Source organism: Pseudomonas sp. MEJ108 (assembly GCF_030208985.1).
Classification (GTDB): Bacteria; Pseudomonadota; Gammaproteobacteria; order Pseudomonadales; family Pseudomonadaceae; genus Aquipseudomonas; species Aquipseudomonas fragariae.
On the sequence record NZ_JARVSW010000027.1, the window covers coordinates 19,042 to 40,682 of the forward strand.

At 58.2% G+C, this 21,641-nt stretch carries 14 protein-coding genes and 2 pseudogenes; 11 read left to right on the forward strand and 5 right to left on the reverse strand.

What is annotated here, in order from left to right; translation table 11 throughout:
• Window positions 1–38: 38 nt before the first annotated feature.
• Window positions 39–1,196 carry a macrolide transporter subunit MacA gene (gene macA / locus QRN50_RS14035; protein ID WP_011267826.1) on the forward strand — a complete coding sequence of 386 codons (1,158 nt, stop codon included), beginning with the start codon at window positions 39–41 and terminating at the stop codon, window positions 1,194–1,196.
• A gap of 2 nt (window positions 1,197–1,198) precedes the next feature.
• Window positions 1,199–3,160: a MacB family efflux pump subunit gene (locus tag QRN50_RS14040; RefSeq protein ID WP_096127072.1), complete on the forward strand. Its 1,962-nt coding sequence runs from the start codon at window positions 1,199–1,201 to the stop codon at window positions 3,158–3,160.
• Window positions 3,161–3,361: 201 nt separating this feature from the next.
• Here the strand turns inward: QRN50_RS14040 and QRN50_RS14045 are convergent, their stop codons facing one another.
• Window positions 3,362–4,696 (reverse strand): diaminobutyrate--2-oxoglutarate transaminase family protein, encoded by a 1,335-nt coding sequence (locus tag QRN50_RS14045; protein ID WP_003401177.1) that lies wholly within the window; start codon window positions 4,694–4,696, stop codon window positions 3,362–3,364.
• Window positions 4,697–4,972: 276 nt separating this feature from the next.
• Between QRN50_RS14045 and QRN50_RS14050 the strand changes: the two genes are divergently transcribed.
• The 6 genes and pseudogenes from QRN50_RS14050 (at window position 4,973) to QRN50_RS14070 (ending at window position 14,056) form a co-directional block, all read left to right on the forward strand.
• Complete coding sequence (locus QRN50_RS14050) at window positions 4,973–6,403, forward strand: efflux transporter outer membrane subunit (protein ID WP_024651665.1); 1,431 nt, start codon at window positions 4,973–4,975, stop codon at window positions 6,401–6,403.
• Window positions 6,400–7,503, forward strand: a complete 1,104-nt coding sequence (locus QRN50_RS14055) for an efflux RND transporter periplasmic adaptor subunit (RefSeq protein ID WP_096127073.1) — start codon at window positions 6,400–6,402, stop codon at window positions 7,501–7,503. Before QRN50_RS14050 ends, QRN50_RS14055 begins: the two co-directional genes overlap by 4 nt.
• Entirely contained in the window at window positions 7,500–10,529 is a 3,030-nt protein-coding gene (locus QRN50_RS14060; protein ID WP_058822427.1) for an efflux RND transporter permease subunit, read from the forward strand. Before QRN50_RS14055 ends, QRN50_RS14060 begins: the two co-directional genes overlap by 4 nt.
• A gap of 482 nt (window positions 10,530–11,011) precedes the next feature.
• Window positions 11,012–11,776, forward strand: a pseudogene (locus QRN50_RS25875) (MCP four helix bundle domain-containing protein); the annotation flags it as partial.
• A gap of 273 nt (window positions 11,777–12,049) precedes the next feature.
• Window positions 12,050–12,634 (forward strand): annotated as a pseudogene (locus QRN50_RS25880) (methyl-accepting chemotaxis protein); the annotation flags it as partial.
• Window positions 12,635–12,877: 243 nt separating this feature from the next.
• Entirely contained in the window at window positions 12,878–14,056 is a 1,179-nt protein-coding gene (locus QRN50_RS14070; protein WP_011267844.1) for a DUF2252 domain-containing protein, read from the forward strand.
• Between the two features lie 96 nt (window positions 14,057–14,152).
• Here the strand turns inward: QRN50_RS14070 and tspO are convergent, their stop codons facing one another.
• Window positions 14,153–14,593, reverse strand: a complete 441-nt coding sequence (gene tspO / locus QRN50_RS14075; protein ID WP_011267845.1) for a tryptophan-rich sensory protein TspO — start codon at window positions 14,591–14,593, stop codon at window positions 14,153–14,155.
• 361 nt (window positions 14,594–14,954) lie between these two features.
• Here tspO and QRN50_RS14080 point away from each other — a divergent pair, with 361 nt between their 5' ends.
• Window positions 14,955–16,280: an NAD(P)/FAD-dependent oxidoreductase gene (locus QRN50_RS14080; protein WP_096127076.1), complete on the forward strand. Its 1,326-nt coding sequence runs from the start codon at window positions 14,955–14,957 to the stop codon at window positions 16,278–16,280.
• Window positions 16,281–16,327: 47 nt separating this feature from the next.
• Here QRN50_RS14080 and QRN50_RS14085 read toward each other — a convergent pair whose 3' ends face one another.
• Complete coding sequence (locus QRN50_RS14085; protein WP_058822429.1) at window positions 16,328–17,398, reverse strand: alpha/beta fold hydrolase; 1,071 nt, start codon at window positions 17,396–17,398, stop codon at window positions 16,328–16,330.
• Window positions 17,399–17,893: 495 nt separating this feature from the next.
• Between QRN50_RS14085 and QRN50_RS14090 the strand changes: the two genes are divergently transcribed.
• The gene (locus QRN50_RS14090; RefSeq protein ID WP_011267848.1) at window positions 17,894–18,358 is read left to right on the forward strand and encodes a DUF3429 domain-containing protein; all 465 of its coding nucleotides are present in this window, start codon (window positions 17,894–17,896) and stop codon (window positions 18,356–18,358) included.
• Window positions 18,359–19,131: 773 nt separating this feature from the next.
• Window positions 19,132–19,578 (forward strand): NUDIX hydrolase, encoded by a 447-nt coding sequence (locus tag QRN50_RS14095; protein WP_096127077.1) that lies wholly within the window; start codon window positions 19,132–19,134, stop codon window positions 19,576–19,578.
• A 634-nt stretch (window positions 19,579–20,212) separates the two neighbouring features.
• Here QRN50_RS14095 and QRN50_RS14100 read toward each other — a convergent pair.
• Both QRN50_RS14100 and QRN50_RS14105 read right to left on the reverse strand, forming a co-directional pair.
• The gene (locus QRN50_RS14100) at window positions 20,213–20,620 is read right to left on the reverse strand and encodes a hypothetical protein (protein ID WP_011267850.1); all 408 of its coding nucleotides are present in this window, start codon (window positions 20,618–20,620) and stop codon (window positions 20,213–20,215) included.
• Complete coding sequence (locus QRN50_RS14105; protein ID WP_096127078.1) at window positions 20,617–21,261, reverse strand: AarF/UbiB family protein; 645 nt, start codon at window positions 21,259–21,261, stop codon at window positions 20,617–20,619. The genes QRN50_RS14100 and QRN50_RS14105 overlap by 4 nt, the downstream gene beginning before the upstream one ends.
• Between the last annotated feature and the right edge of the window lie 380 nt (window positions 21,262–21,641).

Below are 21,641 nucleotides of genomic sequence, written 5' to 3' on the forward strand. Positions count from 1 at the left end.
GATCGCCGGGTCAATCCTCAACACATTCGTGGCTTTCTATGAAAAAGTTGAAGTTTCGCAAAGTGCTCATCGTTGTCGTGCTGTTGGTTCTGGCAGCGGGTATTGCCTACAGCGTCCAGTCCCCGGAAAAAGCTCCGGAGTACCTGACTGCCAAGGTCGAACGCACCGATATCGAAAACTCGGTGCTGGCCAGCGGGGTGCTGCAGGGCATCAAGCAGGTTGACGTCGGCGCGCAGGTCTCGGGCCAGCTCAAGTCTTTGAAGGTCAATCTGGGCGACAAGGTCAAACAGGGTCAGTGGCTGGCGGAAATCGATCCCGTGGTGCTGCAGAACACTCTGCGCCAGTCGCAGGTCAACGAACAGAACCTGATCGCCCAGAAGGATGCGGCTGTCGCACAGCTCAAGGACGCCAAAGCCATTTACCAGCGCTACAAGCAACTGCGTGCGGATGATGCGATCTCGCAAAAGGACTTCGATACGGCGCAATCGGACTTCGAGGTCCGGAGTGCCAACCTGCGGTCGCTGGAAGCCCAGGTGCGCGACGCAAGAATCCAGATCGAGACCGCCAGGATCAACCTGGGCTACACCCGTATCGTCGCGCCGATCAGTGGTGATGTGGTGGGTATCGTGACGCAGGAAGGTCAGACTGTGATCGCCAGCCAACTGACACCGGTGATTCTCAAATTGGCGGATCTGGACACCATGACCGTCAAGGCTCAGGTCTCCGAGGCCGACGTGATTCATATCACCCCCGGGCAAGAGGTGTATTTCACCATCCTCGGCGATGCCGAAAAACGCTATTACGCCAAGCTGAAAGGCACGGAGCCAGCGCCGCAAAACTTCCTTGATGCGCAATCCAGCACCGCCAGCAAACCGAACAGTGCGGTGTTCTACAACGCATTGTTCGACGTCCCCAACCCTGATCACCGCCTGCGTATTTCGATGACCGCCCAAGTGCATATCGTGCGTGAAAAGGCCAAGGACGTGTTGACTGTCCCTGTTGCGGCCCTGGGCGACAAGAATGGCGACGGCAGCTTCCCGGTGCGTGTGGTGGACGCGCAGGGCCAGGCCCAGAGCCGCAATGTGCAGACCGGCATCAACAACAACGTGCGGGTCGAGATCAAGAGTGGCCTTGCCGAGGGTGACCAGGTGGTGATCGGTGAACCGTCGGCTACACCAGCAGCAGCGGGGGCCTGACCATGAGTCGAGCTCTTCTGGAACTCAACGGTGTCACCCGTCGTTTCGTCGCCGGCGAAAAGGACTTCATCGCGCTTAATGACATCAACCTCATGATCAATGCCGGCGAACTGGTTGCCATTACCGGGGCCTCGGGTTCCGGCAAGTCAACGCTGATGAACGTGCTGGGCTGTCTGGACCACCCCAACAGCGGCAGTTACAAGGTCGACGGGCGTGAAACCGGTACGCTTACCGATGATGAGCTGGCAGAGCTGCGTCGCGATCACTTCGGTTTCATTTTCCAGCGTTATCACCTGTTGCCGCACCTGGCGGCGATCCAGAATGTCGAAATGCCAGCCATCTACGCAGGCACCGGCAAGGGCATGCGCGTGGAGCGCGCGCAGAAGCTGCTCGAGCGTCTGGGCCTGTCCGGGCATCTGGAGCATCGGCCAAGCCAGTTGTCAGGCGGCCAGCAGCAACGGGTGAGTATCGCCCGGGCCTTGATGAACGGCGGCGAGATCATTCTGGCCGACGAACCCACTGGCGCCCTCGACAGCGTGAGCGGCAAGGAGGTGATGAATATCCTCCTGGAGCTCAACAGCGCCGGACACACCGTGATTTTGGTGACTCACGACGAGAAGGTGGCAGCGCACGCCGAGCGCATCATCGAGATGCGTGACGGCGAGATCATCGCCGACCGGGTCAACACCGATCGCCCGATAATCAACGAAAAAACCACCGAGCGCCTGCCGACCAAACCCAGGCAGGGCAACCGGCTGATGGCTAACATCGGCCTGTTCCAGGAAGCTTTCGTCATGGCGTGGGTGGCGCTGATCTCGCATCGCATGCGCACGCTGCTGACCATGCTCGGGATCATCATCGGCATCACCTCGGTGGTGTCGATCGTAGCGATCGGCGAAGGGGCCAAGCGCTATGTGCTCAAGGACATCCAGGCCATCGGCAGCAATACCATCGAGGTGTTCCCAGGCAGTGACTTTGGCGACACCAAGTCCATGGATATCCAGACCCTGGCGCTGTCCGATGTGGCGGCATTGAGCAGTGAGTACTACATCGACAGCGCCACACCGAATATCGGCCGCAACCTGCTGGTGCGCTACCGCAATATCGACGTATCGGCGACGGTGAGCGGGGTCAGCCCGAGCTACTTCCAGGTGCGTGGCACAAAGATGGGCCTGGGGGTGGGCTTCAACAAGGATGACGCCCGGCGGCAGGCACAGGTGGTGGTGATCGATCACAACACGCGGATTCGCCTGTTCGGTCCCAAGGTCGACCCGCTGGGCCAGGTGATCCTGGTGGGTAACCTGCCGTGTACGGTGATCGGCGTGACCGAGAACAAGAAAAACATCTTCGACACCAGCAAGAACCTGAATATCTGGATGCCCTACGAAACCGCCTCCGGACGCCTGCTGGGTCAGACCTACCTGGACGGCATCACCGTGCGGGTCAAGGACGGACAGCCAAGCAAGGTGGTCGAGGACAACGTCAACAAGCTGTTGCAAAAGCGGCACGGGACCAAAGACTTCTTCACCTACAACCTCGACAGCGTGATGCAAACGGTGCAGAAGACCAGTCAGTCGCTGGCCCTGTTGCTGTCGTTGATCGCGGTGATCTCGCTGGCGGTCGGCGGCATCGGGGTGATGAACATCATGCTGGTGTCGGTCACGGAACGGACGCGCGAGATCGGCATTCGCATGGCCGTCGGGGCACGCCAGTCGGATATCCGTCAGCAGTTTCTGGTGGAGGCGGTGATGGTCTGCCTGATTGGCGGGGTCATCGGCATCAGCCTGTCGTTCGTGATCGGCTATGTGTTTTCACTGCTGGTCAAGGAGTGGCAGATGGTGTTCTCCCTGGGCTCGATTGTCACTGCGTTCATCTGCTCGACATTGATCGGCATCGTGTTCGGCTTCGTACCGGCACGTAACGCGGCACAGCTCGATCCGATCGAGGCACTGGCACGGGATTGACAGGGGGGATGTCCTGCCCAGTGGAGAAGGGCGCGTGCGTGCGACCGCGCACTGACAAGCGCTTGCTGCCGGTGGAGTCACAAAGATCGGCTTATTACATCCAGGCAGGAAGCCAAAGGGGGGAATGCTGCTCGCGAGACTGGCGCAGTCGACGGGTAGCTGTCGTCTGCGCCAGCCTCTCTGGCAAGCTGTTGCGAGGACTCAGCCTACCGCGCTGACACTGGAAACCCGAGCCGCGCTACTGCTCTTGAGGGACTGTTCGAAGCGGTCGAGGATCATGCCCACTTCCGACTCGGTAATGTTCAATGGTGGCAGGAAGCGCAGGACTGCACTGTTGCGTCCACCGGTCTCGATGATCATGCCGTTGTTGAAGCACTCCAGCTTGATCGCCCGCGCCCGCGCGCCATCGCCAGCCCCCGGACGTGACCCGTTGGTCGGCTTGACGATTTCCACACCGAGCATCAGGCCACGACCACGAACATCGCCTATAAACGGAAACTGCCGGGCGATGTCCTCCAGCCCGCTGTGCAATTGCTCACCCCGGCGCGTGGCATTGCCGACCAGATCGTGCTCCTTGATATGACGCATGGTCGCAGCCCCGGCCACCATTGCCACCTGGTTGCCACGGAAGGTACCTGCGTGCATGCCAGGGCCCCATGTATCCAGGTGCTCGGCATAGACGATCACTGATATCGGGTAACCGCCACCGATGGCCTTGGACAGCACCAGAATATCCGGCGTTATCCCGGAGTGTTCGATGGCAAACAGGTTGCCGGTACGTCCGAGGCCGGTTTGCACTTCATCGATAATCAGCAAGATCCCGAGCTCATGGGTGATCTCCCGCACGGCGCGCAGCCACTCGGCCGATGCTGCGATGCAGCCGCCTTCGCCCTGGATCACTTCGACCACCACCGCCGCCGGTTTGGGCACGCCGCTCTCCGGGTCACTGAGTACAGTGCGGATGTACTCGATGGAGAGGCGGTCAGTATGTTCACCATCGGTGCCGAACGGGCAGCGGAAGCGATAGGGGAAGGGCAGGAAGTGGGTGCCCTGGGCCAGCAGGCCTGCCTTGGGGTTGAGGTTGCCCATGGCCGACAACGCACCAGCGGTCATGCCGTGATAACCCCCGTGGAAAGACATCAGCGGCGAGCGCTGGGTGTAATGACGGGCCAGTTTGATTGCGGCTTCGACCGCGTCTGAGCCGCTGGGGCCGCAGAACAGGATTTTGCTGTTGTCACGCATGCTGGCAGGCAACGTTGCGAACAGTTCTTCGACGAAGGCGTGCTTGGCCGGTGTGGCCAGGTCAAGGGCCTGCTGCAGATGATCACTGTTCAGAAATTCGATCACCGCTTCACGGACCACCGGTGGGTTATGACCCAATGCAAGCGTGCCAGCGTTGGACAGGCAGTCAAGGTATTCCTGGCCGTTGGCGTCCTTGACTCGCATGCCTTTGCCGCTGACAAACAGCTGCTGGAAGGTCGCTGCGTAGGTGCGCGCATTCGACTCCAGTTTCTTGAGATTGCTTAACTCTTCCATAGTCGATCCCTTGGTGGCACAGGTACGGATTCATTGATACTCGCTTCGAGCAGAGCCCGATTCTGTAAGAACCTCAGGGTGATCGCCAACTTATCGCCGTGGGACTGTCCCCGTATTCCACGACAGACTTCCTGCGGTCTCAGGCGTTAAATGCATGCTACGAAAGGGATTTATGGCGCTGTAAGAAACCTTGCGACAACGCTCCTGATCGTCCGGATTCTTGCCCCGTTGCTTCCTTTCTCAAGACGCCACTGTTCCGGAATCTTCGAGAGCTTTATGTCTATTGGCAAACCTGCTGGCCACTTCCTGTTGTCGACGCTTCTGGTCTCATTGCTGAGTGGCTGTACATTAGGCCCGGACTACCAATTGCCTGCGGTGAAGGTTGCCAGCCAGTGGCATGCGCCGCTGCCCCATGGCGCGTCGATGGTCGGACTGCAGGATTGGTGGCAACAGTTCAATGACCCGGCACTGGCAACCCTGCTGCGTATGGCACAGGCAGACAGCCCGTCTCTCGATAAGGCTCTGGCACGCATTGCCCAGGCACGCGCGACGCTGGACGGCAGCGTTGCCGACCGGCTGCCGCAAGTAAGCGGCGGCGTGAGCAAGTCACGCGCCGGCATCAGGCAGAGCGGGGTGCGCCAGAGCGGTAAGACCTCCGGGGCAACCCTCGATGCATCCTGGGAACTGGACCTGTTCGGCAAACTGCGACGCACCGACGAGGCGTCGCGCAATCTGCTCGAGGCACGTGTCAATGACTGGCATGACGCTCGTGTATCGCTGGCCGCCGAGGTCGGTGATGACTTTGTGCAGTACCGCGGCTGCCAGATGCTGGTGAACGCTTACCGTGATCAGGCGCAATCCCAGGAGCAGACCGCACGCCTGACTCGCGTATCGTTTCAGGCCGGGTTTACCGCAGCAGCCGACTCATCGTTGAGCGACGCCAGTGCGGCATCCAGTAATGCGACCCTCATCAAACAGCAAGGCGAGTGCGATGTGCTGCTCAAGAGCCTGGTGGAGCTGACCGGCAGCGACGAGGAACAGGTACGAGAAGTGCTCAGCCATAATCCGGCGAGACTGCCGCAGCCTGCGTTGCTGGATGTTCGGGAAATACCTGCCAACCTGTTGCGCCAGCGCCCGGACCTGGCGTCCAGCGAACGCGAACTGGCCGCCGCGAATGCGAAGATCGGCGCTGCCCAGGCTGATCGTCTGCCCAGCCTGAGCCTGGTTGGCTCGTTCGAGGTGGGGACCACCACCGGAGTATTCAGCCGCGAATGGAGCCTCGGCCCGCAACTGACTGTTCCGCTGTTCGACGCAGGCAAGCGCCGGGCGGCAGTGGACTCGGCGCGGGCAGATTATGACTCGGCGCTGGCGACCTACCGGCAAACCCTGCGCACAGCGGTAATGGAGGTCGAGCAGGCGCTGGTGCGCCTGGACGCGGCGCGGCGTTCGCAAGCCAGTACGCAACGGGCCAGTGAGGGTTATGAAGCGTCGTTCCAGGCCACAGACCGCAACTGGCAGGCCGGCAATGCCAGCCTGCTGGACCGCGAAGAGGCTCGACGCTCGGCGCTGTCGGCAGAAATCGAATTGATCACCGTGCAACAAAATCAGGTTCGCTACTGGATTGCCCTGTACAAGGCCCTGGGCGGTGGGTGGCAGGACAGTCGCGAAGGTTTGGCCGGTGAAACACCGAAGCGGGGCGGCGTATGAGGAAGATACACGTTTATGGGCTGCTGACGCTGGCGGTGTTGGGCGTTTCGGGCTGGCTATTGTCTGGCCGCGCAGAGCCGCCCCCGGCCGCTGCGGCGCCGCCGGCCACCAGCCTGACGGTGGAGGCAGTGCAACCGCGCCGCGAAGACTGGCCGCAGGAACGGGTGGCCAGTGGTGCGCTTGCGCCGTGGCAGGAAGCCGTGATCAGTGCAGAGACCGGAAGCTTGCGTATCGCCAGCCTGAAGGCTGATATCGGCGATCAGGTGAAGAAGGGCCAGGTTTTGGCGACCCTGGCCGATGACAGCGTGCTGGCCGAGGAAAACAAGCAGAAGTCGGCGGCCGCCCAGGCCACTGCGCAACTGCAGGAAGCCCGCTCCAATGCCAGGCGGGCGGCCTCGGTAGGGCAGAGCGGCGCCCTGTCCGAGCAGAAACTGGAAGAGTACCGGGTCAAGGTGCAGACCGCCGAAGCTGACCTGGCCTCGGCGAATGCCGATCTGCGCAGCATCCGGATCAAGCTTGCGCAGACGCGCATCGTCGCGGTGGATGACGGGATTATCTCCGGGCGCAAGGCCTTGCTTGGCGATGTGGTATCGGCGGGCAGTGAAATGTTCAGGATGATCCGCGATGGCCGCATCGAGTGGCAGGCGGAACTGGATGCCCAGCAACTGCCAGGCGTTAAGGCCGGTCAGCTCGCCCGTGTGGCGCTGCCCAGTGGTATTGAGGTGCAGGGGCGCGTGCGGCTGGTCTCGCCAATGCTCGACAGCAAGACCAGCAGGGCGCTGGTCTATGTCTCCCTGCCGGTGGGGTCTGTGGCGCGCGCCGGCATGTACGCCAGCGGTCGCATCGAACTGCCGTCCAGCCCGGCGCTGACGGTTCCGGACACCAGCGTGATCCTGCGCGACGGGCGCTCTTATGTGTTTGTGCTGGGCAAGGACATGCGCGTCAGCCAACAGGTGGTCGAGGTCGGAAGACGTCGTGGATCGGCGCTGGAAATCCTCGGCGGCCTGGCAGAGCAGGCACAGATCGTCCGCAGCGGTGGGGCCTTTCTCAATGACGGGGCCAGCGTGACACTGGTCAACGCCGAGGCCAGTGCGCAATGAATATCTCCGCGCTGTCGATTCGTTACCCGGTCCCGGCGGTCATGCTGTTTTTACTGCTGACCCTGTTTGGTTTCCTCGGGTTCGAGCGCCTCGGTATTCAGGACTTTCCCGACACCGATCTGCCTGCAGTGGTCATCAGTGCCTCGCTGGAAGGGGCCGCCCCCGAACAACTGGAAACCGAAGTCGCGCGCAAGCTCGAAGACCAGCTGACCTCGTTGCGCCTGCTCAAGCATGTCACCACGCAAATTACCGAAGGTAGCGTCCTCATCAATGTCATCTTCGACATCGACAAGGATGGCAACGAAGCCCTCAACGAAGTACGCAATGCGGTGGACAGCGCTGCGGCTGAATTGCCCGCCAACCTCGACACGCCATCGGTAACCCGCCTGACCACCAATACCACGGCGTTGCTGACCTATGTGGTCGATGCGCCACGGATGGACGAAGAAGCGTTGTCATGGTTTGTCGACAATGAGTTGAGCAAGCAGCTGCTGACCGTACGTGGTGTCGCAAAGATCAGCCGCGTGGGCGGTGTGGACCGCGAAGTCCAGGTTGACCTTGATCCGGCGTTAATGGCCGGCCTGGGTCTGAGTGTGACCGACATCGCGGATCGTTTGCGGGCTATGCAGAAAGACAATTCTGGCGGCCAGGGCGATCTGGGCAGCGGTCAACAGGCGTTGCGTGTCCTGGGCGGCATTGACGACCCGGCGGCGCTGGGCGCCATCCGCATTCCCGTCAGCGATGGACGAATGCTCGCAGTGCAGCAACTGGCAACGGTGCGTGACACCCATGCCGAGCGCAACACCCTGGCGTATCGCGACGGCAAACCGGTGATTGGCTTTCAGGTCATCCGCTCCCTGGGTTTTTCCGACGTCGGCGTGACCAGGGATTTGCGTCAGGCAGTCAATGAGTTCGCCATACAACACCCTGATGTGCGTATCGAAGAGGCGAGTAATGCCGTCGAGCCGGTGATGGAAAACTATCGCGGCTCCATGGCCCTGCTCTACGAAGGGATGTTACTGGCGGTTTTGGTGGTCTGGTGGTTCCTGCGTGACTGGCGGGCGACGATTATCGTGGCCACGGCACTGCCTTTGTCGATCATCCCGACCTTCGGCGTGATGTATTTTGCCGGCTTTAGCCTCAATACCGTTTCGCTGCTGGCGCTGGCGCTGGTAATCGGCATTCTGGTCGACGATGCCATTGTTGAGGTCGAAAACATTGCGCGACACCTGCGCATGGGCAAAACCCCGCGACAGGCCGCGATTGAGGCGTCCGACGAGATCGGCCTTGCGGTATTGGCAACCACCGTGACCCTGGTCGCGGTATTCCTGCCGACCGCTTTCATGGGCGGGATTTCCGGCAAACTGTTTCGCCAGTTTGGTGTGACGGCCAGCGCTGCGTTGATGTTTTCGTTGCTGGTCGCCCGTCTTCTGACGCCGATGATGGCGGCGTATTTACTCAAGCCACGTCCGCATGGCGAGCATGACAGCGGTTTGATGAGACGTTACCTGGGCTGGATTCACACCAGCCTGAGCCGCCGCAAGACCACCATGGCCATTGTTGGTGCTTTGTTTATCGGCTCGCTGGCGCTGATCCCGTTGCTGCCGACCAGCTTTCTGCCTGCCCAGGACATTGCCAGCAGCACCGTCAGCCTGGAACTGCCGCCCGGCAGCAGTCTGGCTCAGACCGGTGAGGTTGCCTTGCAGGCTGAAAAGCGTTTACGCGCGATTCCTGAAGTGGCCCACGTGTTCATCGCGGCGGGCAGCGGCGAGGCGGGCGGTGCAGGTGATCGCGATGCGAAACTGACCGTCGATTTGCTGCCGCGTGACCAGCGCGCACTGAAACAATCCCAGGTGGAAGCAAGCATGCGTGAAAGTCTGCGCAGCTTGCCTGGTGTGCGGGTGACGGTCGGCGGTGACGCCAGCGGCGAACGGCTGGACATCGTCCTTGCCAGCGATGATGGCGATTTGCTGGAGCGGACTGCCGCCGCGCTTGAACCGCAGTTACGCCAGATAAAAGGCATCGGCAACGTCACCTCAAGTGCTGCGGTACAACGGCCGGAAATCCAGATGCGCCCGGATGTTGTCCGCGCGGCAGAGCAGGGCATCAGTAGCCAGGACATCGCCGACACTCTGCGCATGGCCACCTATGGCGAATACAGTTCGTCCCTGGGCAAGATCAATCTGTCCCAGCGCCAGGTCAATGTGCGGGTGCGCATGCAGCCGCAAGTACGTACCGACCTGCAGAGCCTCGCTCAGTTACGGGTCGCAGGGCGTGATGGCCAGATAGCACTGGCGTCGCTGGGCGAACTCAGCATGGGCAGCGGCCCCGCGCAGATTGATCGTATCGATCGCTTGCGCAATATCACGCTGTCCATCGAACTCAATGGCAGCAACCTGGGCGAAGTGATGGAACAGGCCAGGCAAACGCCGGTCATGCACAACCTGCCAGCGCAAGTAAAACTGGTGGAGCAGGGCGAGTTGCAGTTGATGAGCGAGTTGTTTGGCAACTTCAGTCTGGCGATGGCCGTCGGCGTGTTCTGTATCTACGCGGTACTGGTGCTGTTGTTCCATGACTTCATGCAGCCGCTGACAATCCTCTCGGCGCTGCCTCTATCGCTCGGCGGCGCACTGTTGGCACTGTTGATCGGCGGGATGAGTTTTTCCATGGCGTCAGTCATCGGTTTGCTGATGCTGATGGGGATCGTGACCAAGAACTCGATCCTGCTGGTGGAGTACGCAATCATGGCCCGCCGTGCACCGACCGTGAGCCGCTATGACGCGTTGATCGACGCCTGCCACAAACGCGCCCGGCCGATCCTGATGACCACCATCGCAATGGGCGCGGGCATGTTGCCGACCGCATTGGGATGGGGTGGCGAATCAGGTTTCCGCCAGCCGATGGCGGTGGTCGTCATCGGCGGACTATTGGCCTCGACCGTACTAAGCCTGTTGGTAGTGCCCGTTATCTTTACTTATGTCGATGATGGTCATGAGAGGCTTAAACGTTTGTTCCGCAGACCTTGATAAAACAGTGTAATCCGCCATGGCGGCATGCGCCCGGACAGGGATAAGCACCAGAGAGAGTACTTCGCATTTCGATACGTTTCCTCTCTGGATTCCACTGAACGCACCCAGCGCAGCAGTGCCCGCGTTCATCTAATCACCACTTTTTTAGTCCGTTCCACCCTAGGCCTGTTCATAAAATCCAATCCATGCCGATAAAGTCAGGGATCGCGAAAGGTTAGAGTGCCATGAACAGCACTCCCCAGCCTTGCGGCCTGTAAAGCTCACGACTTGAAGGCAGATAGCCACTACACAGCGGCACCGTTACTTGTTGTTATCGGCAGGTTCCACTCTGGCGCAGAAATGGCTGACCATTTCTGTAGTGCAACGAACCGCTTATAGCAAACGTGCGCAAAATCCACGTGTAACTGCTTGCCTCTAGTGCAGTAGGGCTCTCGGACAGAAGTGACCCCTTACTTAAAGATGATGGATAATCAATGAACATGATAAATCGCACCAGTTTCGCTAAAAAACTCATGGCCGCGTTCATCGTTTGCGCCATGATCACATTGGCTGTGGGTGGCTTGGGGATGCTCGGTATCAACCGGCTTTCCGATGCCCTTGAGCTGACATTCTCGAATAACCTGGTTTCAGTGGCCAACACCAACGAGACGATGACCGCCCTGACCACTCATAACCGCGGGCTTTACCGTTTGCTCGATGCCAAGGACACGGCCACGGCTGAGAAAATGCGCCAAAGCATCAACGGCGAGCTGGAGCGTGCGCAGAAAGTCTATGCCATCTACCGCGCGACTCCGTTGGAGGACGATGAACGCGCAGCGGGTGACCAGTACGACGCCTTGATGCCGGCCTACATGTCTGCTTCCCAGAACATCTTTGACCTGCAGCAGGCAGGCAAACTGGAAGACGCGCGCAATCGCCTCAACGCACTGGCGGAAGGAGAGTTCAACAAGGCTCGCGGCTATCTACAGATCATGATCGACTCCAACAAGCGCCAGATCAAAGAGGGGGCAGAGGCCGCTGACAGGTTGCAAAGCACCTCGGTATTCATGCTGACCGCGGGTATTGTCATCGCGTTTGTGGTGGCGATCATGTTGGGTATTCTGATCACTCGCATGATTACCGGACCACTGAGAAGCGCTATCGAAGTTGCACAACGTATTGCATCGGGTGACCTGACCCAGAGCGTTTCCAGCACCCGAGGCGATGAAGCGGGGCATCTGCTGAATGCGATCGGCACGATGCAGGGCAATTTGAAACGAACGATTCAGGAGATTTCCAGCGCGTCCGATCAGCTCGCGTCCGCTGCCGAAGAGCTTGGCGCGGTCACTGAAGAAAGCACCCGCGGTCTTACTCGGCAAAATGACGAGATTCAGCAGGCTGCAACGGCGGTGAACGAAATGACTGCTGCTGTGGAAGAGGTAGCCCGCAATGCGGTATCTACGTCGGAGGAGTCGAAATCACTGGCAACCGACGCCGCTAACGGTCGTGGCCAGGTGGATAACACCGTCAAGGGCATAGGCACGATGGTCAGCGAGATTACCGAGTCGACGGGGTCTGTCACTACGCTTGCTGGCCACGTCCGGGATATCAGCAAAGTGCTTGAGGTCATCCGCAGCATTGCGGAACAGACCAACCTGCTGGCGCTGAACGCCGCCATCGAGGCAGCACGCGCCGGCGAACAAGGCAGAGGGTTTGCCGTAGTAGCCGACGAAGTGCGCGCGCTTGCACACCGCACTCAGGCTTCAACGGTGGAAATCGAAGGCATGATCGGTACTGTGCAGTCCGGCGCCGACGGTGCGGTCGCGGCCATGAGCAAAAGCCTGGCAACGGCCACCAACACCCAGGAACTCGCGCAGCGCGCCGGCAGTGCGCTGGAAAAAATCACCAGCGGCGTGGGGATGATCAACGAGCGCAACATGGTGATTGCCTCGGCGTCCGAAGAGCAGGCCCAGGTCGCACGCGAAGTGGATCGCAACCTGGTCAACATTCAGGAGCTGAGTGCCCAGTCGGCGGCAGGCGCCAATCAAACGAGCGCATCCAGTCAGGAACTGTCACGGCTGGCGACTTCGTTCAACACCATGGTTGCGCAGTTCAAGCTTTAACGGGCTTGTGCAGGTGTATTCCCGGTCTGGTCGTCTGGACCATTTGGGCCGGGAATACACGCTGCTTTCCTTTGCTTTTCTCTTGTTTCAGGGTTGACCTCGCCAGTTCGCGGGGCCGAAGCGCATGAGAGTGATATGAGTCTGGTCTCGACGCTGAAGACGAATAGCGACCAGATGCGAAATATCTTGAAACATTCGTGTCACATACCGAGTCAATGGAATAACCCTCTTCAAGGTTTTCCAATGAAAACGCCTCGCCCCGACACCCGTCTCAAATCCCTCATCAACTTGCGCAATTTAAAGATGGCGCGGTCTGCGCACGCGTTCGTGCGAGGCAATACCGCCCAGTTCTATGAGTGGCTTCACAGTCAGTCAGGCAGACGTCTGCCCAGCGGTCCGCCGGTCTGGATCTGCGGAGACTGTCATGCCGGCAATCTGGGGCCCACGGGGGACTCGAGAGGGCGCATCGACATGCATATCCGCGACCTCGATCAAGCCGTCATCGGCAATCCTGCCCATGATCTGGTGAGGCTGGGATTGTCGTTAGCGACGGCTGCTCGTGGCTCGGATCTGCCCGGTGTCACCACTGCAAGAATGCTGGAAGAGATGATGCAGGGCTACGAAGAAGCGTTTATGGGCGACGACGATGAAGAGCCCGATCGTCCTGCGCAAGTGAAAGCCGGAATGCGTAGCGCGGTGCAACGCACGTGGAAGCATCTGGCCAAGGAACGCTTCGAAGGTACGCAACCGACCATTCCGCTGGGCAAGCATTTCTGGCAACTGTCGCGTGCGGAACGCGATGCGATCAAGGCGCTTTGTGAGACGCCGGAGATTCATGCGCTGGTGACATCGCTTAAAGGCAGGTCCCAGGATGACCGTGTGCGCTTGCTTGACTCCGCCTATTGGGTAAAAGGATGCAGCTCTCTGGGGCTGCTTCGCTACGCAGTGCTGATGGGGGTTGGCGATGAAGAGGATGAAGAGTTCTGCCTGCTCGACGTCAAGGAAGCCGTCGCAGCAGCGGCCCCACGTACGGCGAGGGCTCGCATGCCCAGAGACAATGGCAAACGGGTAGTGGAGGGCGCCCGCAACCTGTCGCCCGGCCTGGGCAGCCGAATGGTTGCCGTGCGAATGCTGGATCATTCGTTCTTCATACGTGAGCTGCTTCCCCAGGACATGAAGCTGGAACTGGATGAGCTCACTGAGCAAGAGGCCATGCAGGCCGCAGCATATCTCGCAAAAGTGGTTGGTAACGCCCATGCCAGACAGATGGACCTGGCCACACGTGCGGCGTGGATCAGGGATCTGCAAAGCAATCGGTCCGAGACCCTGGACGCTCCCTCCTGGCTATGGTCGAGCGTCGTTCAACTGGTCGGCAGTCACGAGCAGGGCTACCTTGAGCATTGTCGGCGCTACGCGCTGTAGCGCCTTATGAATGCCGAGATGAGCGGAACAGAATTCAGTTAATCGATATTCCGCTCATATTCTTCGGGAACGCATAAGGCGGTCAGCGCCAGGTACTTATCGGTTATGGCGCAGAATGGAGAAGTTCAGCGCCGCTGCCACCGAGAGCCAGACCAGATAGGGGAACAAAATCAGCCCGGTGATGATGTCCAGCTGCAAGGCCATTACGATCATCGCGGCAACCACGACCCACAGCAGAACCAGAATCACCATCGCAGCAACCAGGCGGTTCGCACCAAAAAATACCGGCGTCCACAACGTATTCAGGGCAATTTGAGCCGCCCACAGGGCCAGCACGACCTCGCTGCCGGGGATCAGCGTCAGGCGATAGCCTGCCCAGGCGAGAAGCAGATAAATCGTCGTCCACGCCACCGGAAACGCCCAGTCAGGCGGCGTGAAGCTCGGTTTTTCAAGAGATTCGTACCAGGCTCCCGGCTTGAAGATGATGCCGGTTGCTCCGGCGGCGCAGCAGGCTAGAAGGAAAATGAAGAAGGTCATGGGTTGTCCTGGGTCGAGGGCTTATGAGGGTGGTAGCGATACCCAGGTTGGACGCCTTTGCGTTGAAAAGGTCCGTTTTTTTGATGTGAGGGGCAGGGCGAGGAAGGGTCGATCCTCCAGCTCGCCCCGTGGGGCATACCCGGCGCCTCGATAAAGTCTGCCGAGGCGTGCCGTTTAAACGGTGGTTTCTACCATGTAGCCCTGCGTTTAAGCGCTTATTGACGGCCTCACGGTGCTGTAATAAGCCCTTTATGGCCAGATGCCCGGTACACACCACAGTGGTTGGCGCCGTATCGGTGGGCAGGCCGGATCGGGCTCTAGCAACACGTCACTCTTCTGAACTCAGGTGGATAACCAGAACATGCCAGCACCTTTAACTCCCGTGCATACCTCTGCAGATCTGCCGGCGCAGGCCGATGTGGTTGTGATCGGCGGCGGTATCATCGGCGCGTTTACCGCCTATTACCTTGCCAGGCGCGGCATGAAGGTCGCGCTGGTTGAAAAGGGCCGCATAGGCGCCGAGCAGTCAAGCCGTAACTGGGGCTGGTGCCGCCAACAGAATCGCGATGCGCGTGAATTACCGATGGCCACCAAAAGCCTGGAACTGTGGGAGCAATTCGCCGAGCAATCCGGTGAACAGACCGGCTTTACACGTTGCGGCTTGCTCTACCTGAGTAACAACGACCAGGAGCTGGAAGGGTGGGCGCGCTGGGGCGAGTTTGCGCGTACCGTCAACGTGCAGACCCAGATGCTCACCGCCGAGCAGGCCGCCAAACGGGGCAGGGCGACGGGCAAGCCTTGGAAAGGCGGGGTGTTTGCGCCCACCGATGGCATTGCCGACCCTTCCCGCGCAGCTCCCGCAGTCGCGCGCGCGATCATGGCACTGGGCAGTAGCGTTCATCAGGACTGCGCCGTGCGAGGCGTCGAGACCGAAGGTGGTCGCTTGTCGGCAGTGGTCACCGAAAAAGGCACCATCCGCACCCGGCTCGCGGTGCTTGCCGCAGGCGCCTGGGCATCTTCGTTCTGCCGCCAGTATGGTATTCGCTTCCCGCAAGCGACGATTCGTCAGACCGTACTTTCGGTCACCGCCCCGAGCCAGGAAATTCCCAGTGCGCTGCATACCACCGGCGCATCCATGACCCGCCGCTTTGATGGCAGTTACACGCTAGCGATCAGTGGCCGGGGGCGAGTCGATATCACGCCGCAGTTGCTGAGGTTCTCTACACAATTCCTGCCAATGTTTCAGCGCCGCTGGCGCAACCTTGCGCCTGGGGGGCTGGAAGGCTGGCAAGCAGGCCACGAAAGCTTGAAGCGCTGGCGCCTGGACCAGCCCACGCCGATGGAGAGAATGCGCATTCTCGACCCAAGCGCTGACGCCTCCGCGGTTGCGCTGACTTACAAACGCGCGGTGGAATTGGTGCCGGCACTGCAGGGTACGTCGATCAAGGCGTCGTGGGCCGGTTACGTGGACAGTACGCCGGACGGCGTTCCCGGTATTGGCGAAATGGCCAGCCTGCCGGGGTTGGTGATCGCGGCCGGGTTCAGCGGGCATGGCTTTGGTATTGGCCCGGGCGCGGGTCATCTTATTGCCGATATTGTCAGCGGTGTGAGCCCCATTGTTGATCCGCGTCCTTATCATCCGGACCGCTTTCAAACGTCCGCCTGGGGCAAGGTGGCGGACTTTTGAGCTGAAGCCGTCTTGTTGAAAACGTTTGGCCGGGTGAGCGGGTGGGTTTATTTCGCCTTTTCAGTCTCGCGCATGAACTGCCCGAGTTCCTTGCTATAGAACTTCGCCATGCTCGTGGTGCCGTGACCACGGGTGTCGGCGCTGGCGGGGATAAGTAATAGCCGTGCGTGCTTGAGCTCTTTCATCGACGCCTCCATCAGGCCAGTTTCCGGCGGGATGCGCTCATCGTCCGCCGAATTGATGGCCAGCACCGGCGCCTGGATTTTCTTCAGACCGGGGGCTGCGTTGAAGTCGGCAGAAGATTGCCATTGGTAGATGAAGTCATTGGCGTCGCCGGTTTGCGGAGCGCTGAGGCGTTCATCCACCAGCTTGTCAGCCTGGGCGCGGGTCGGGGCAGTCGCCTGATATGCCAGGGTACCGCCACTGGTAGCGACGCTGAACATCGCGTTGGCCAAGCGTAGGGAGGGCGGTTGGGCGCTGTAGTTACCGTTGTTCCAGGCCGGGTCTTGCTTGATCGACTCGACCAGCAAGCGGCGCATCATCCAGTTGCGGGATGACATTTCGGTGGGTTGAGACGCCATGGGCACCAGCGCATCCATCATCTGCGGCCAGTTCTGGCCCCACATCCAGGTTTGCATGCCGCCCATGGAGTTACCGATGATCAGCCTCAGGTGCTTGATACCCAGACCTTCGGTGACCAACCGATACTGGGCTTGAACCATGTCATTGTAGTTGTACGCCGGAAACCGGGTACGCAAGCCATCTGATGGTTTGCTGGACTGGCCCACGCCGATGCCATCGGTGGAAATGATGTAGTACTTGCTGGCATCCAGCGGCTGACCAGGCCCGAACAGCTCACCGCCAAAATCCTTGCTCAGCATATCGCTGCCTGGCCGATAGGTGCCGTGCAGGAAGAGGATGGCGGGGTTCTTGGGATTGCCAAGGGTGATGTAGTGCAGTTTGAGGTTGGCGAGTTTTTCACTGGTATGGAAGGTGAACTGCGGTGCAACCCAGTCGCCCTCGGTCGCGGCGGGTAAGGGCGCGGCACTGACGGCAGAGCCGAGTAAGGCCAGAGAAAACAACAGCCCGACCGTGGGACGTGAAATGAGTCTATGCATGGTTTTGTCCTATTGTTTTTGTTTTAGGAGGTCCTGCGCTTCAATGCTTGCAGGAGATTGATCAGTTGGCTAATTCTCAGAGCGAGGGCAGCATGGCGCAACGTCGCCGGGTCTCAATACGGGGATCTTCGTTCCCGTCCTGCATTGTATTTTTGTCATGGCGTCATGGGTGTTGGAGAGATGATCTGCCAACGATCAGATAATGTTAAGTTAATTTTTATATAACATTATTTAACATAGCAATAGGCTGCGCGCTTTCGGAAGGCCTCAGCCGGGCAGGGGGCCGATGCAGGATCTCGTTCAATTTGCCCATCGGCTCAATCACGATATGGGGTTACCCTGAAGACCGGGTAAAAAGGCGGGGATTTGAAACAGCTCAGGTCTTAGGTCTTAGGTCTTAGGTCATGCGGCCCAACTGCCATCAATATCTCGCTCAAACGTGGCTTTTGAGCCTACAGTCTTGAGTGTCGCTCACTGCAAGGAATACAAATACAAATGAACGCATTGCCTTCAACCTCTCTGCCAAAGCACGTCAGCCTGCTGGGTTATGGCGGCCTTTTGCCGTTTATTTCTCTGGCGCTGCTGATCCCGTTCTCTAGCGACTATCGGCCGCTGTTTGCGATTGCGCTTGTTAACTATGGAGCCGTCATCCTGAGCTTCGTCGGCGCCTTGCACTGGGGCTTCGCCATGACCGCGCAAGACATGAAAGCCGAGCAGCGCAGCGGCCGGTTCATCTGGAGTGTCATTCCTGCACTTATTGCCTGGATTGCCACGTTACTGCCAATGCCATTGGGTTGCTTGCTGTTGGTCATCGGCTTTGTTGTCCACTTCTGGCAGGACAGACTGCTCTTGCGGGTTATAAGCTTGCCTGCCTGGTACCTTCCGATGCGATTACGGCTTACCGCTGTGGTTAGCGTCTGCCTGCTGCTTGCTGCGATGGTTGAGGCGCTTCATTTATGAAACCTCTCACAATCAAATGTTGGCCGTAGAAGATTCGCCGATGCAGCGTTGGTGAAAGAGGCTACGCATAACAACTGGATTCGGGCACACCAGTTCAATGATGGATTGTCGCCCGCTCAGTACGAGAAAAACCTTAACGTCATGTCCGGGATCAGTTGACCACTACATCTGTTCAACGGTGAGCCCCGCTCCTGGGTGTTTGAGTTCGAGCAGGACACCTTTTCAGGGACGGAGTAGGGCGTGTATTGATGGTTGGGGATTCGCCCAGGTGTGACAGGGATGGCCCTAGAGCGACGGGGATATTGGGATTTCATCTAGATCGAAGCAGTAACGGGGGAATCCATCAGCTCGATGAATTCGCACAGTTGGTCATTGAAAACTCACTATGAAGCTGATGGGACATCCGCCTAGATTTTACCGCATCGGGTACGAGTGGTCGCGCCGGGTTGTCCATCGGGATGCCTATTCTCAAGCTTTCTCCTCGCATAATGCATAAAATGCTTCGGTTAATGGCCGAGCCACTGCTGGGTGATCAGCTCTATTCAGGGCGGACTGGGCTACACGGCATTGTTACCTCGCCGGAGCGTCAATAGTGCGTCTGGTGCTGATGGCATTAGCTTTTGCCTAGTGTTACAGATCGAACGCAAGTGCGGCGGTATGACTTCTGTGGAAAGGTTATCGCCATAGTGACGGTTAACGACCCAAGATGCCGGTTACGCTGTAGGCCATGAGCGCTTAAGATACCCCGCCCATCACATCTGAGCCGTCGAACCATGTCAGAACCCCGTATACGACACCTTGCAATTTGTGTTTTTAACCACCGGGGCAAGATTTTAGTCAATCCGTTTCACGACCCGATGAAGCGTCAGTTGCTGTTCCGCCCGCTAGGCGGTGGTGTTGAGTTCGGTGAGAAGAGCATTGATGCCATTACCAGGGAAATCCGCGAGGAGCTCAACCTGCCGATCGCAAATCCTCGCCTGTTGGGTACTTTGGAAAGTATATTCACATATTTAGGTGAGCCAGGGCACGAAGTTGTACAGGTTTACGACGCTGAATTTGAAGACTCCACCCTGTATGAAAAGCCTTGGTTGGAAGGGCGAGAAAGCGACGGCGAAACCTTCCGCGCCGTCTGGCGGGACAGCGCAAGTTTAAACCGTGAAGGCGTACTGGGGCCGGAGGGGCTATATGAGCTACTGCAGTCTTTGTCGTTGCTGGACTGATTGCTTATGATGCAGTTGCTGCATTTTGGATTCTCTTTGGGCACCAACGTGTGTGGTGAAATTCGTCGTACCGATAAGCCGGTCGTCAAAAGCTGGCGAGCAGCTATCTCAATAACGTCGTTAGTGGTGAAGGCAAAGAATTGATTGTAAAATATCCGCAATGTGCCTAACGAGTGATGTCGACATCCGCGAAGAAACAGGGGAGGCTTGGGAAGTCTGACTACTCGAGCACCCTGCATACGTGTTGTGCGCGCCCTTCCAGGGCCAGCTGTCGTAAACCGAGTTCCTCCGGTCTCGGCCCTCCGGGCTTCCAGCTTCACGCCTTCCGCCGTCTTGGCATGCGCGCTCCGCTTGTACAGTTGGTGAGGCCTTGGCCAGATAGAGCTTTTGGGGAGAGGGGCTATTGAGAAAATGCCCTTTCGGACACAGGTCGCTGTTGTTAATCGATATCCAGCCCCCGTCTTCGCCAGTCGACCTACGCGCTTCACTTGCGTGTTGGAGGCTGCTACCAAGATCCAATGTTGAGTATTTAGTGTAGGTTGGACGAATGCGCCGGGCAAATATACGCGAGTAGTTTTGGCGCATATTATCCAAATTTATTAGTAGTTAATTTCAAGCCTGCGGCAGCCAGCCCTCAGTAGGGAGAGTTTGACCGTTCGTGGGGCGGCAGTCCTGCTTCAGGATCACACCCCTGCCTAACAAAATCTTCAAGATCTGAATGTCTCTTGTCTAATAAGCACGGATCATTGTTGTAGAGTAGGCCTGCATATGAAGTAGCAACATGCAAAGGCATTCGATCACCGGTTTTTACTCTCAGCATAGCCTTGATTAAAAAGTCAAGATGGTAGTCTTGGCAGTTTTCATCAATCTGACGATCAAGCTGGTGTTGCAGACTGCCGGAGTGGATTAGCTCTACATATTCCCCAAGTGAATCAGCAATTTGAAGGAGCTTTCCAGTTGCCATTTTATGTAGGAGCAGACCAAGTCCCCAGCTGTCAAATACGCCCGCATGAGCAATGCTTTTGTAATAATCAGCAGTCAAAAACTCGGGGGCGAGGCTATAGAATGAACCTGCGTACCGCCTGTGAAAGTCATCCCACATGTCTTCTTCAAGGACTCGGGATATCCGAAGTCGTACGGTGAGATTGATGCTCCTAAATCGAGAATTCTAACTTCGGGAAATTCTGGTCTTCGGGTCAGCCAGTCTTCTAAACCGGATTCAAATATTATATTTCCGGGATGGAGGTCTCCATGTACAACTCCCATGAACGTGTGGTGGTATGCCCAGCAGACTCGAAAGAAAGCTGCAGCCACTTCCAATGTGGTTGAATAGCCAGCTTCAGGGATCGCATCTGTAAACGTTACTCCCGTGATATGCTCCATGAGATAGCTTCTGACAAAGCCGTCTGTCGAATGGAACTCTCGGTAGATCTCGGGCGTGACCTTGGTTAGCTCCCACCCCCGCATCTGAAGGTCAATCTCATTCCTGAGTTTTTTATGCGCAACGGGGCTTGGCCCCATGAAGAAGAATTTCGCTACTGCTAAGACATCGCCGTTGCGATACTTTGCGGTAATGTTAGTGCCGCCGCCTGTCAGAATTGAATCGAAATGGAAGTCGCCAATCACCAACAGATCCATGCGGGCCAAAAAAATCCGAAGCGGGCATTCAGTTACTTGTCCCATATTATGAGTAATCCTTCACGAATCTATAGCCGTAAGAGTCGGCAATAATCATGACTTCGCACCCTGAGTTCTCGGCGATATGAAGTCCCCCATCGATATAAGACTGATAGTCTAAACTATCAAGCTCCATGCGTACTTCCTCCGAAGAATTAGAGTCTCCTTGGAAAAAAACGCATTTCAGATGTTCGAATAAATCTCTAATTCGCTCACTGAAACAGAGTCGATATGATCCTAACGGCCATACTTCAATCAGAACATTTTCAGAGGATAGATATGTCTTCGCCTGCTTGATATCCCCTGTACAAAATATAGCTCTGCTTCGATAGTCGATCTGGTGAGTATCCTGGAACCATTCGCCACATAATTTATGAGTCACGGGA

Coding starts and splice junctions, on each gene's coding strand:
- macA (WP_011267826.1), top strand. CDS start 39: ATGAAAAAGTTGAAGTTTCGCAAAGTGCTCATCGTTGTCGTGCTGTTG.
- QRN50_RS14040 (WP_096127072.1), top strand. CDS start 1,199: ATGAGTCGAGCTCTTCTGGAACTCAACGGTGTCACCCGTCGTTTCGTC.
- QRN50_RS14045 (WP_003401177.1), bottom strand. CDS start 4,696: ATGGAAGAGTTAAGCAATCTCAAGAAACTGGAGTCGAATGCGCGCACC.
- QRN50_RS14050 (WP_024651665.1), top strand. CDS start 4,973: ATGTCTATTGGCAAACCTGCTGGCCACTTCCTGTTGTCGACGCTTCTG.
- QRN50_RS14055 (WP_096127073.1), top strand. CDS start 6,400: ATGAGGAAGATACACGTTTATGGGCTGCTGACGCTGGCGGTGTTGGGC.
- QRN50_RS14060 (WP_058822427.1), top strand. CDS start 7,500: ATGAATATCTCCGCGCTGTCGATTCGTTACCCGGTCCCGGCGGTCATG.
- QRN50_RS14070 (WP_011267844.1), top strand. CDS start 12,878: ATGAAAACGCCTCGCCCCGACACCCGTCTCAAATCCCTCATCAACTTG.
- tspO (WP_011267845.1), bottom strand. CDS start 14,593: ATGACCTTCTTCATTTTCCTTCTAGCCTGCTGCGCCGCCGGAGCAACC.
- QRN50_RS14080 (WP_096127076.1), top strand. CDS start 14,955: ATGCCAGCACCTTTAACTCCCGTGCATACCTCTGCAGATCTGCCGGCG.
- QRN50_RS14085 (WP_058822429.1), bottom strand. CDS start 17,398: ATGCATAGACTCATTTCACGTCCCACGGTCGGGCTGTTGTTTTCTCTG.
- QRN50_RS14090 (WP_011267848.1), top strand. CDS start 17,894: ATGAACGCATTGCCTTCAACCTCTCTGCCAAAGCACGTCAGCCTGCTG.
- QRN50_RS14095 (WP_096127077.1), top strand. CDS start 19,132: ATGTCAGAACCCCGTATACGACACCTTGCAATTTGTGTTTTTAACCAC.
- QRN50_RS14105 (WP_096127078.1), bottom strand. CDS start 21,261: ATGGGACAAGTAACTGAATGCCCGCTTCGGATTTTTTTGGCCCGCATG.